Source organism: Chryseobacterium sp. HNCC26DJ241, assembly GCF_057180505.1.
This window is the reverse complement of the sequence record NZ_JBXUGL010000010.1, coordinates 16,066-28,888: the sequence shown is the minus strand read 5'-3', so window position 1 is coordinate 28,888 and position 12,823 is coordinate 16,066. Positions and strand designations below refer to the sequence as shown.

General features: G+C 30.4%; 13 protein-coding genes. 1 reads left to right on the top strand and 12 read right to left on the bottom strand.

The genetic code is table 11. From position 1 onward, the window contains the following. Window positions 1-139 precede the first annotated feature (139 nt). The 11 genes from AC2A1C_RS06950 to AC2A1C_RS06900 all read right to left on the bottom strand — a co-directional run bounded on the left by AC2A1C_RS06950 (window position 140) and on the right by AC2A1C_RS06900 (window position 10,421). Window positions 140-883: a hypothetical protein gene (locus AC2A1C_RS06950; RefSeq protein ID WP_484024691.1), complete on the bottom strand. Its 744-nt coding sequence runs from the start codon at window positions 881-883 to the stop codon at window positions 140-142. An 11-nt stretch (window positions 884-894) separates the two neighbouring features. Continuing rightward, window positions 895-1,644, bottom strand: coding sequence for a hypothetical protein (locus tag AC2A1C_RS06945; protein ID WP_484024689.1), 750 nt, complete (start codon window positions 1,642-1,644; stop codon window positions 895-897). A 375-nt stretch (window positions 1,645-2,019) separates the two neighbouring features. After that, complete coding sequence (gene rimO, locus AC2A1C_RS06940; RefSeq protein WP_484024688.1) at window positions 2,020-3,324, bottom strand: 30S ribosomal protein S12 methylthiotransferase RimO; 1,305 nt, start codon at window positions 3,322-3,324, stop codon at window positions 2,020-2,022. Between the two features lie 84 nt (window positions 3,325-3,408). Beyond that, the gene (rfbC, locus tag AC2A1C_RS06935) at window positions 3,409-3,954 is read right to left on the bottom strand and encodes a dTDP-4-dehydrorhamnose 3,5-epimerase (RefSeq protein ID WP_484024686.1); all 546 of its coding nucleotides are present in this window, start codon (window positions 3,952-3,954) and stop codon (window positions 3,409-3,411) included. Between the two features lie 19 nt (window positions 3,955-3,973). Further along, window positions 3,974-4,564: a sugar transferase gene (locus AC2A1C_RS06930; protein ID WP_484024684.1), complete on the bottom strand. Its 591-nt coding sequence runs from the start codon at window positions 4,562-4,564 to the stop codon at window positions 3,974-3,976. Between the two features lie 5 nt (window positions 4,565-4,569). Then, a complete protein-coding gene (locus AC2A1C_RS06925; protein ID WP_484024682.1) occupies window positions 4,570-5,787 on the bottom strand; it encodes a DegT/DnrJ/EryC1/StrS family aminotransferase in 1,218 nt (405 codons plus the stop codon). A gap of 2 nt (window positions 5,788-5,789) precedes the next feature. Continuing rightward, on the bottom strand, window positions 5,790-6,383 hold the full coding sequence (locus tag AC2A1C_RS06920) for a GNAT family N-acetyltransferase (protein ID WP_484024680.1): 594 nt from the start codon (window positions 6,381-6,383) through the stop codon (window positions 5,790-5,792). Window positions 6,384-6,395: 12 nt separating this feature from the next. Then, the gene (locus tag AC2A1C_RS06915) at window positions 6,396-7,595 is read right to left on the bottom strand and encodes a glycosyltransferase family 4 protein (protein ID WP_484024678.1); all 1,200 of its coding nucleotides are present in this window, start codon (window positions 7,593-7,595) and stop codon (window positions 6,396-6,398) included. 64 nt (window positions 7,596-7,659) lie between these two features. After that, entirely contained in the window at window positions 7,660-8,673 is a 1,014-nt protein-coding gene (locus AC2A1C_RS06910; protein WP_484024676.1) for an NAD-dependent epimerase/dehydratase family protein, read from the bottom strand. Window positions 8,674-8,718: 45 nt separating this feature from the next. Next, window positions 8,719-9,672, bottom strand: coding sequence for a GDP-L-fucose synthase family protein (locus AC2A1C_RS06905; protein WP_484024805.1), 954 nt, complete (start codon window positions 9,670-9,672; stop codon window positions 8,719-8,721). 11 nt (window positions 9,673-9,683) lie between these two features. Then, complete coding sequence (locus AC2A1C_RS06900; RefSeq protein ID WP_484024674.1) at window positions 9,684-10,421, bottom strand: glycosyltransferase; 738 nt, start codon at window positions 10,419-10,421, stop codon at window positions 9,684-9,686. A 123-nt stretch (window positions 10,422-10,544) separates the two neighbouring features. Between AC2A1C_RS06900 and AC2A1C_RS06895 the strand changes: the two genes are divergently transcribed. Then, window positions 10,545-11,798 carry a glycoside hydrolase family protein gene (locus AC2A1C_RS06895; protein WP_484024672.1) on the top strand — a complete coding sequence of 418 codons (1,254 nt, stop codon included), beginning with the start codon at window positions 10,545-10,547 and terminating at the stop codon, window positions 11,796-11,798. Here the strand turns inward: AC2A1C_RS06895 and AC2A1C_RS06890 are convergent. After that, on the bottom strand, window positions 11,788-12,822 hold the full coding sequence (locus AC2A1C_RS06890; RefSeq protein WP_484024670.1) for an EpsG family protein: 1,035 nt from the start codon (window positions 12,820-12,822) through the stop codon (window positions 11,788-11,790). The two genes, AC2A1C_RS06895 and AC2A1C_RS06890, sit on opposite strands and share 11 nt — an antisense overlap. Between the last annotated feature and the right edge of the window lies 1 nt (window position 12,823).

The window sequence follows — 12,823 nt, the reverse complement described above, 5'->3', positions numbered from 1 at the left end:
AATTTTAGTTAAGTAAAAAACTTCAAAACAATTAATAAATCTGATTATTTTAGCCAATAAAACCTAAAATATTCAAAAACAAAAAAACCAGTAAAATTTACTGGTTTTATAAATCATATATTTAAAAAAAATATAAATTCTATTTAAGATATTCTAATACATAGTCATAAGTACCTGAAGGATAAACAACAGATATTAATGGAGAACCTGTAACAGCAGCTCCAGTTGATATGTTGTAGGAATATAATTGTCTATCGAATACCATATTTGTACCTGTTTTATAGATGGTAATACCATACATTGTTGTGATACCAGTAGGAGGAGTTATAGTTACACCAGTAGTAGTACCATCTGCTGTAAATTGTCCTTTTATAGCATAAACTGGCTTATCAACATAGACATTATTAACGTTGTCATACGTAACAACAACAGCATTTGTAGCAACACCTGTTGCCGCAGTAGGAATAGTATACTTAGGATCTGTAACCGTATCTGTATCAAGAGGTTTCCATGTACCACCATTTAATGTTCCTGATTTATTGTCATAATAGTAGAACCCTGGTTTTACGGATACACCTGCGGTTCCAGTTCCAGCGGTTCCGGTTGCAGTATTATACACAATCATACCATCCAAACGTGTTGGAAATGAGTTAGGAATACCATTAACAGGAGCAGATAAAGTAGTCATTGCAACTAAGTCTGTTCTTGGAAAAACTAATCCCTTACCATTATTATTCGATCCATTCCATACCGTAGAAGATGAAGCATCCAAAAATGCGGTAGTTGTATTAATAGATCCATTTGACGGAGTGGTATTATTTCTCAATTGAGCAGTAATTGCAATACTACCCAACAACGAAGCTATAATAATTAAATTTTTCATCATAAAACTATTTAGTATGAGTTTTTAGTTATCCATTGTGTACCTGTAGAAATAATGCATGTTCCGAATCCCGGATTTACATTCCCTCCATTACCTAATGCACCCGTGCTTAACACATTGTTTTCTGCAAAGAAACAAAGTTCTCTACCTTTGGATGAGGCGGCTGTAGGTAATGTAACAACTCCAGCTGATGAAGCTGTCCAATGAATCATATAATCAGTAGAAGTTACCGCAAAATTCGTTGCAGGCTCTACTCTTACAGCCATATACTGAGCGCCAGTAATGTTATTCGTTCCATTAACAATAAATTGAGCAGTTCCAGTGTTGAAAGTCAAATTCTGATTGTTTTGTTCTACAGTTCTTACACTGGTAAGCGTACCATCACCGTTGTAAATGCTGGTATCTGTAGAAGATCCACCTCCACTTCCTAATGTCTTCCATTGGCTGGCTGTACTATCATAGTAATAAAACCCAACAGCTGTAACATTTACAGTTTTCCCTGCTGGTGTACCTGTTGTGTCTGTTACAAAAATTAAAGCTCCATTTTGAGCAGCAACATAAGCAGCATCTTTTGCTTGCAACTGACTAAGTGACATTCTCGGCACTAAAACCGCATCTGGCCTTGAATTGTCTGTAGTAGTAGCCACAATATCCAAAGTAGCAGCAGGAGTAGTAGTATTGATACCAACTCTTCCCTGTTGAGCTTTAGACATTGTTGAAAGACCTACAAGCAATACCGCCATTAATAAATTTTTTTTCATAGGTTTTTAAATATTTTTAATTACAGTTTCATCAATAATTTATTTTAATTTGTCAAAATACACATCCCAAGCTACGCTTTATTTTTAAAGCTTATACTTGTTAATAAATCTATTGGAGACTCATACCAACCTGTGCTTTTTTGGATAAAAACATTACTATTGGTTTCTAACTTTAATTGACAAAGCTAAATAAATTAAAATTAAAGAAAGACTATTTATCCTGCAAATTTAAGATTTAATTTTTTATTATTATTATATTTTCACAAAAAAAAGTTAAAATTAACATTCAAAAAAAACAAAATAGATTGATAATCAATGAAATAAAAATAATAAAATACAACATTTTTAACATCATGACTAGCAATATAACGTATTTTACACTACTAACTCTCCATATAAATCAAAATCCTCAGCTGAAGTAATTTTTACATTCGCAAATTCTCCAATTGAAATATATGTATTTTCTGCGGACACCAATACTGTGTTATCTACATCAGGGGAATCATACTCTGTTCTGCCCACAAAATAATTCCCTTCTTTTCTATCAAAAATACATTTGAATACTTTCCCAATCTTTTCCTGATTCTTTTCCCAAGAAATCTGAGATTGAAGTTCCATAATTTCTTCCACACGAGCTTCTTTTACTTCTTGTGGAACATCGTCCGTAAGATTGTAAGCATGAGTATTTTCTTCATGTGAATACGTAAAACAGCCCAGTCTGTCAAATTTCTTCTCTTTTACCCATTCTTTTAATTCCTGAAATTTCTCTTCTGTTTCACCAGGGTAGCCAACAATTAAAGTTGTTCTGATAGCCATATCAGGAATTTTCTCACGGAACTTATCTAAAAGTGCATTAGTTTTTTCGTATGTTGTTCCTCGACGCATGGATTTTAAAAGTTCCGTGTTTATATGCTGAAGAGGAATATCAATATAATTACAAACTTTTGGTTCGCTTTTGATTATATCAAGAACATCCTCAGGAAAACCGGTTGGAAATGCATAATGCAAACGAATCCATTCTATCCCTTCTACTTTTATAAGTTCTTTCAAAAGATCTGCAAGTGCACGTTTTTTGTAAATATCAAGACCATAATATGTTAAATCCTGAGCAATAAGAATCAGTTCCTTTGTTCCTTTTTTAGCCAATTTCTGTGTTTCTAAAACTAATTTTTCAATAGGTGTAGAAACATGACCTCCTCTCATTAATGGAATAGCACAAAAAGAACAAGGACGATCGCAACCTTCAGAAATTTTAAGATATGCATAATGCTTCGGAGTGGTTGTCAAACGTTCTCCTACCAATTCATGCTTGTAATCAGCTCCTAAATGTTTCAGCAAAATGGGCAAATCGCGTGTTCCAAAATATTGATCTACATCCGGAATTTCTTTTATTAAATCTGGTTTATACCTTTCTGAAAGACAACCTGTAACAAAAACTTTTTCTACCTCTCCTCTATTTTTAGCTTCAACAAAGTCCAAAATAGTATTGATGGATTCTTCTTTAGCATTATCAATAAATCCACAAGTGTTAATTACCACAATATCACCACGTTCTTCATGAACTACGTGCTTTCCATTAGCTTCCAATTGTCCCATTAAAACTTCTGAATCATAAACATTCTTAGAACATCCAAGTGTGACAATATTAATTTTCTTTTTTCCGGTGGACTTTGTACGCATCTAAATGATAGTTAAATATTTTTGCGGGTGCAAATTTAAGAATAAAAAAAGAAACTGAAGATTTTCAGTTTCTTATATTTTCTTTTAAAAATTTTCTTTCGAAAAAAAAGGAAGAATTTTATCTTTTTCAGATAGTATACTATCTTCTAAAGGTAATCTCCAGTCTATATTTAGTTGGGGATCATTCCAAAAAATACCACCTTCGGATTCCTTATTATAAAAATTGTCACATTTATATGCAAAAACTGCTGTTTCACTCAATACGGAAAAACCGTGCCCGAAACCACGTGGAATATAAAATTGCAGTTTGTTTTCATCACTAAGTTCCAAACCATACCATTTTCCAAAAGTTGGAGAATTTGGACGCAAATCAACAGCTACATCAAAAACTTTCCCTTCTAAACAGGAGACTAGTTTAGCTTGTGCATGTTCTCCTTTTTGAAAATGAATCCCCCTTAAAACTCCATAAGAAGATTTGGAAATATTATCCTGAACAAAATGACCTTTTAAGCCAGTAAGTTCTTCAAATTTTTTTTCATTATATTTTTCATAAAAATATCCCCTTTCATCATTGAAAATAGTGGGCTCAATGATGTAACAGTCTTTCAAAGGAGTTTCGGTAATTTTCATTATAATCCTTTCTTATTTTTTAATGATTGATAATGGCTTGAAATGTTTGAAGTATGATTTTCACGTCCTTAAAAACATTCTTATCATTGATATAGATCATATTAAGTTTTATTTTATCGGGCATGATTTCGTCTATGTACAATTGTTCCGGATTATCACTTACAGACAACAAATCGTTTTCATTTCTGTATTTAATGGATGCGTAATCCGTAATTCCCGGCTTTACAGAAAGTATTTCTTTTTGCTCTGAATTATACATATCTGTATATTTTTTTACTTCCGGTCTTGGTCCTACAAACGACATTTCTCCAAAAAGTACATTAAATAGCTGTGGAAGTTCATCCAACTTGTATTTCCTTAAATAATACCCTATATTAGTAATTCTCGGATCTCTACTTCCTACTGTAAGTGCTCCTTTAGAGAATGCATCAGGACGCATGGTACGAAACTTTAATACTCTAAAAATTTTTCCGTTTTTTCCAACGCGCTCTTGTTTATACAATACTCCTCCTTTACTGTCTAAGACAACAAGAATTGAAATAATAATATAAACAGGTAATAAAATAAGTATTCCTGCTAAGGAGAAAAATATATCAAAAAGTCTCTTCACTATATTTATCCAATTATCTTATTATATGAATTTTCTATCGCATTACAAATTATTTGTACCTGTTCATCTGTAAGTTGTGGATAAATAGGCAAAGAAATTTCTCTTGAATAATTATCATAAGTAATAGGATAGTTTTCTATCCTATATCCAAGATTTTTAAATAAAGTTAACATTGGCATTGGAATAAAATGAACATTAACAGACACTTCCTGAGTTGCGATCTCTTCCATTATCATATCACGCTGTTCCTCAGAAATATTTTTGATTCTTAAAGCGTATAAATGAAAACAAGAGGTTCTTTCATTATCATAAATTACAGGAACCTGAGCCCAATCTTTATTTTCAAAAAATTGATGGTATTTTTCCGCTACTCTTTGTCTTTCTTTGAGCAAATCAGAATATTTTCTCATTTGAGCCAACCCAATTGCAGCACATACATCAGGCATATTAACTTTTAAACCTTGGAAAACTATATCATATTTCCAACTATTTCCTCCACCTTGAGATTTAGTAAACGCATCTTTTGTTTGTCCATTTAATGTCCACAAACGCATAGTTTTATATTCTTCAGCATTATCAAAAGGTTTTGGAAGATTAATACAAATAGAACCCCCTTCACCAGTAGTTATATTCTTTACTGCATGAAAAGAAAATATTGTAACGTCTGTCAAATTACCCGCTTGCTTACCTTTATATTCTGCACCTATTGAATGTGCAGCATCAGAAATCACCAAAATTCTTTCTAGTTTTTTTTGATTTTCGGAATTCGGTTTAAAAAGTTTTCTTATTTCTGTATCTGCTACCAAATCATTAACAGCATCATAATCACAAGTAAGACCTGCAAAATCAACAGGCATAATTATCTTAGTTTTATCTGTAATAGCAGCTTTTATTTTTTCAGGATCAATAGTAAAATCTTCCTTAACATCTACCATAACAGGTGTTGCTCCACAATGCAAAACCGCAAGAGCAGTCGCACTATATGTATAAGCAGGTATTATAACCTCATCACCCTCTCCTATTCCGAACCATTTCATAACTAAAATAGCTCCTGAAGTCCACGAATTTACACAAAGAACATTAGGAACTTTGGCAAGTTTTGCAACCTCCTGCTCTAAAGCTTTCACTCTCGGGCCAGTAGTAATCCAGCCTGATTGTAAAGTATCCGTTATTTCATTTATAATATCTTCGTCAATATAAGGAGGTGAAAATGGTATTTTCATGATTAATTAATTTTTCTTTTAATAAAACGGTACATTTTTCTTCCTTGATAGCTTTCAAAAATCTCTAATACTTCGTATCCACAATCTTTATAAAATTGTACTGCTTTTTCATTATTTTCAAAATCTGTTGTCAGCGAAATAGGAAAGCCGTTATTATTCTTTTTTTCAATTTCTTTTTCAAACTCATTTAAAAGGATTTTTCCATATCCTTTTTTATTTCTCAAAGTTGAAATGCTTAAAAGCTCTGCAAAAATAAGATTATTTTTTTCAGATTTACCAACATTCGTTGCCATTCTTTTCAAAGCTAAAGGATTTGTAAAAAAGATTTTTATCCCAGAGATTATAAAACCAAACAAATTATTCCTCAAAAGGTTTTTAAAAAAGCCTTTATTTTCATAGTTTCCTGCAGCAAAGCCTTGAATATTTCCTTCATCCTCTAAAACTAATAAAATGCCAGGATATTTAAGAAATCCTTTATAAAATGTACATAAAAAACTTTTCCCTAAACTAGTAAGAAAAAACGAGGAAAATCTTTGTATATGGACATCTACTACTTTAGAAATGTCCTTTTTTTGAGCTTTTCTTACAGATATCATTTTAATTTTTAACTATTTGACATTCAAAATAATATCTGCTATCTTTTTTAAATTATGCTTTTTAGAAAAATTCTTCATTGAATAATCAAATGCATTTCTTCCCTTCTCATTTAATCTTTCCTTACTCCATGAAGCCATAGCTTTCATAGCTGCAATCAATTTCTCTTCATCTTCAGGTTCAACCACCAATCCTGCATCCGCATCTATTATGGCTTTTGCAGTATCACTATCTATGTCCAGACTTCCTAATATTGCTTTTTCAGAAAACATATATGCTGGTAATTTAGATGGAATAGAGCTATAAGCACCGTATTTCTTAACCGGTAACAACATAACATCCGCCAAATCTTGAGTATGAGGAACTTTACCTTCCGGAACCGGTATAAATTCAACATTATTTGCATTAAGTTTTTTTGCAAGACTTTTACAATCTTCCGTTTTAGATCCACCTCCTGCTATAACAAGTTTTGAATTATCTATATTTGCTTTCACAAAAGATTCTATTAAAAATTCCACACCGGCAACAGGCCCATTATTTCCCAAATACATAAAAGTAAATGGTTTTTCTATTTCAGATTCTTTATTAGATTCCTCTCTGTATTTAATAAAATTTTCTTCATTTTGCCAATTTACAACTACCTCAAAATGAGATGGATTTATATTTCTTGTTTTGGATAGAATATTCTTCATATTATCCGAAATACAAATTACTTTTTTAGAATTTTTCAGAACAAATTTGTCCATAGGAAGCAAAAGGCTCTTTAATAGACCCTTTCCAATAGGCAACTTATTTACTAAAGAATCCGGGTAAATATCTTGTATATGTGTAATACATGGAATATTGTATTTTTTTGCTGTTTTTACAATTGCATATTGTGAAAAAAGAGGCCAAGCATTAAGATAGATTGATTCTATATTAGTATGATTTTCTATTATATATTTTTTACACCATTTCCCAAAACTTTTATTTTCTTTATACCTTCCTATTACTCCCATTTCTGGATGAGTATAAGAATTAGTAATAATATGCTTGAAAGGTTCTTTTACTTTTTCAATACTATCAAAATCGAAATTGAGCGGACGAGTAGGTTTGGGTGTCACCACAACTACATTATGATCTTTGACCAAATATGTCGCAAGGTCGGAAACTATATGTCCCGAAACCGTTGTTTCTGGTGGAAACACACACGAAATAATTAATTTGTATTTCATTTTACAAAATAGAGGATTCTTCAGTTATGAGAAGAATCCATTTTTATTTTTTTTTAATAATATTTTAAGAGACTACAGATTTTTTATGGTTCTGCTCATCAATCCATGTAAAGGTTTTCTTCATTCCTTCAACTAACGGCATATTTACTTCCCAACCTACTTTTTCTCTATATAATCTATTATCAGAGTTCCTTCCTTTTACTCCTAATGGACATTTAAATCCATATTTATTAAAAAATTCTTCTCCTTCAATATTGTATACACTCAAATCTTTACCTGAAATTTGAATTGCCATCTCTGCAAGCTGATTAATTGTTACCATTTCTTCACTTCCAATATTTACAGGACCAGTAAAATCAGAATTCATGAGTCTTAAAACCGCTTCTACGCATTCGTCAACATAAAGAAATGATCGTGTTTGTTGACCATTTCCCCAAACTTCAATTTTATCACCATTTTGACTTTCAGATACTTTACGGCACATAGCCGCTGGAGATTTTTCACGACCTCCTTTCCAAGTTCCTTGAGGGCCAAATATATTATGAAAACGGGCTATTCTTACATTTAGATTATAATTTCTATGATATGCCAAAAATACTCTTTCAGAAAATAATTTTTCCCATCCATATTCAGAATCCGGATTTGCAGGATATGCAGAAGATTCTTCGCAATTCGGATTGTTAGGATCCAACTGATTGTGTTCCGGGTACATACACGCAGACGAAGAATAAAATACCTTCTTTACGCTTTTCTTAACACATTCTCTTGACACGTTTAAATTTATCATCGCTGAATTATGCATAAGGTTTGCATCGTTTTCTCCAGTGAAAATATATAGAGCTCCTCCCATATCAGCAGCCAATTGATAAACTTCATCTATTCCTTCTTCAATTACTAAATCAACAACTTTTGGATCTGTAAGATCTCCTAATATAAATTCGTGACAGATTTCATCTTGATCAAAATATTCATGTTTTTTGATATCACAAATTCTTACATGACATCCTTCATTTTTTAATCTTTTTGCAAGATGCCCTCCAATGAAACCTCCTCCTCCAAGTACGATAACTTTTTTCATTATTTTTAAATTTTATTTTTTAGTAAATATATTCTATAGATTTTATTAAGAGATGATTACTTCTCTATAATTATTTTTATTTTTAATAAACCAATCATATGTTTTTCTTATTCCTTCTTCTAAATCTGTTGAATATGACCACCCCTTATTTTTTAATTTAGAAATATCCATTAACTTTCTTGGAGTACCATCCGGTTTTGAAGAATCCCAAATAATTTCTCCAGTATGCCCAGTAATTCTCTGTATAACTCCGGCCAGTTCTTTTATGGTTAAATCTCTCCCAGTCCCAACATTATAAAGATTTTCTTCCAAAACATTTTCTAAGGCAAATTTTACAGCATCAGCCATATCATCCACAAAAAGAAATTCTCTCATTGGTGCTCCACTTCCCCACAAAGTAACAGGTGTATTTCCATTATTTTTAGCATTTTCAAATTTACGAATCATCGCAGGAAGAACATGAGAAGTATCTAAATCAAAATTATCAAAGGAACCATAAAGATTAGTCGGCATCAGGCTTACAAAATCCTTACCAAACTGTTTATGAATTGCTTCACAAGCTTTAACTCCTGTAATTTTTGCTATTGCATACCATTCATTAGTTGGCTCTAATGTATCCGTCAATAGATATTCTTCCTTTAAAGGTTGAGGAGCCATTTTCGGATATATACACGAGCTTCCTAAAAAAATAAATTTCTCCACATTGTTTTTATGTGCCTCATCAATAAGATTATTCTGAATCTGAAGATTCTCCATCAAGAATTGATATGGAAAATTGGTATTCGCAAGAATACCACCTACTCTGGCTGCTGCATCTATCACAACTTCAGGTTTTTCGGTAAGAAAAAAATCCCTAACATTTTCTTGATTCCTAAGATCCAACTCACTACTTGTTTTTGTAATAATATTTTGGTAGCCACTTTTCAAAAGAGTTCTATGTATGGCACTTCCGACCATTCCACTATGTCCTGCAATATATATTTTTTTTAATTTCAAAATTCTTGTTCGAATTATTTGTTAACTTTTCTTAATCTATTTTTTAATTCAAAAATTGATTTCAAAAAATTGATTCTCGCCATTATTTTTTTGAATAAACTTCTATTAAGATTACTAGCATTATTATTATGAATTCTATGATACAAAGTTTCTTGTTCAATATGCAAATTGCTTTTTGCTAAATTTCCTGCCATTGCAATCCATAAATCATGGGCTTCAATATAATTAGGGATTGGAAGAACAACTTCTTTAAGATTTTTACGAAAAGCCATAACACATCCATAATATCCTATATTTCCTTTTATTATTTGAGAAATATTTTTTTTATATTTTTCAGAATCATTTCCATCTACTTTTCTCAAACTGTTTATTATTTTAACATCATTTTCATCAATACAAAAACAATTACTTGTTATAACGGATACTTGAGGGTTTTCATAGAACTTTTTCAGAAAAATGTTACATCTTCCTTCAATCCATATATCATCTTGGTCGGATAAAAATATGATATCGTTTTGGGCAAGTTCTATCGCTTTTTCAAAGGTCTTTACATGCTTGAGGTTATTCTTATTTTTTAAAATTTTTATTCGGTCATCATTAAACTCTTTTATAATCTCAATAGTATTATCTTTTGATGCATCATCTATTATAATTATCTCATCATCAGAATTAAGCTGAGCAAGTATGGACTGAAGCTGCTTTTTTATATATTTATTTCCATTGTATGTTGCAATACAGATACTTTTTGTCATTTTTATCAGAAAATTTCTGTTCAAATTTGATTTTTGCAAATATAATTATAAATTTAGTGCAAGCCAATTAAAAAAGATATGAAAAAAAATGTAAGTTTTTTGTTGTTAATGTTTTTCTCAATCATGAACGCTAATGTCAATTTAAATGTAAAAGATTTTGGGGCCATTCCTGATGATGGAAAAGAAGACAGTACAGCTTTTCAAAAATGTGTTGATAAACTTATAAGTCTGGGAGGAGGTGAAATGGTCATTCCTTTTGGAAGATACCATATTTCCCATGTTACTTTTTTTGGAAAGAGATATAATAATATTACCATTTCCGGTAACAACTCCATTATTGAGCAGATTTTTACAACTCAAAGACATGTAATCGAAAGATGGAATACCTATTCTATGAGAAATGCTGCGGATGGATGCTTCATTTTTGATGCCCAAGTGTCAAAACAATTTGATGATTCTCAAAGCTTAAAAAACATTAGCATTTCCGATCTTAATTTTTGGACCGACAATAAAAAATATGGCTTCGATGAACTTTCACATCAAATTTCTGCCCACGGTATTTCAGGATTTAAAATAAACAACTGTTCTTTTACAGGATTTCTTGGTGATGGAATATCTATCAATGCAGGAACGGATTTTAGAAAAAATTATGGTGCTTATAATAAAAATGTAAGCATTACTAATTGTAAATTTGATGGAGTAACAAAAGAGAATCGACAAGGCATCAGTTTCTATTATTGTGATGGGTTTATTGTAGAAAACTGCACTTTTAAAAATACAACACGAGATGATATGCCAGGAGCAATTGATGTAGAACCTATGGATAATTGGCAAGTTTCTAGAAATGGTAAAATCAGAAACTGTTCATTTGAGAATATAGGAGGAGTAGGCGCTATTGTACTTTTTTTAATGAAACCGAGCAATGAAATCTCATTAAAACACAGTTACGGATATATTATTGAAAATTGTGATTTCAAAAATATACGCACTGCCCTTGCTGTAATTGGAAATGATACTTATATAAAACAACCAGATATTGAAAAGAATGTTGTTTTTAAAAATTCCAAAATTTTTAATTTCAAAAGATTTGTAGATTTTAGACAAGCTTATAATATCAATTACAGTAATATTGAATTCAATAATAGTGATCCTTTTGGTTATCCTATTTGCGATAACAAGGGAAAAAATATTTGGTTTGAGAATTGTAAATTTATTAATTATCATTTAAAAAGTGAATTTTGTTTTACAAAAGATTCTCAAAATATAAAATATGAAAATTGTATATATAAAAAAAAAAAAATGATTGAGAATCTTATAATAATATTTATAATAAGTACTTTCTTATATTTTTTATATGAAAAAAAAATTAAGGATTAATAATAAGCTTCCCAACAAATAAATTATACGCTAAGAAGCTAATTGCTATCAATATAACAAAAATATAGCCTACAATTTTATTATTGAATATATAGATCATTAAAGGAATTAGAATAATATCAACAATTCCATATAAAGATTGCATTCTGTATGAAAATGCAGGTATTTTGGATAAGGCCATAAAAGCAAAAAGAGATATTGCATAAATCTTGAGTAAAACATAAAAGTACTTATTATGTATAGCAATTTTCTTGCGAAATAATATAAGTATAATAAAAATTCCAAGTTTTAACAAAAAACGCGGATTAATTAGTTGTATTTCTTCTTCATCTGAAGCAATTTTTGAGAGAATAGTATAATCATGTATTCTATTTTGAACATATGGAATAGGTATATTTGCTATTATATCTATATTTAGTAAAAGTAAAACAAAACCGATAAAAATGAATATAGAATAATTTTTAATTCGTTTTTCTGTAGGATTAATAAACCATAAAGGTAATGCCATAAATGCGGAATAATGAAAAAAACCTGCTAAAATTGTTAATAACAGAAATTTCTTCGCATTTTTATTATAAATATATTTAATTGATATGAGAAAAAGGCCAATTGCAACCCCAGCTCTTATCTGAGTAAGTTCATGTAATAAATAAAAATTGCTTATATAAACCAATATAGAAAGTAGAACAGTTGAAGACAAAAGTTGGATAGCTTTCATCTTCAAAATAACTCCTAAAAATGCATAAACGATAAATAAGGAGAGAATGGAAAAATTTAAATAGTCTTTTAAGAAAGTTCTTAATAAAATAAAAGAATATTCTACTGCATAAAAATGTGAATCTCCCCAATAATATTTTTTATAAATAAAATAATCTCTATCACTCCCCGGTACTCTGAAAGCAGCAAGCAGTATTAATATTACGCTAATAAAAATTAAAAAAAAATTATTTATAGCCTTTATCCGAGTCGGAAAAACAACAAAAAGTAATACAATGCAAAATACGAGACATATTACTTCAATCATG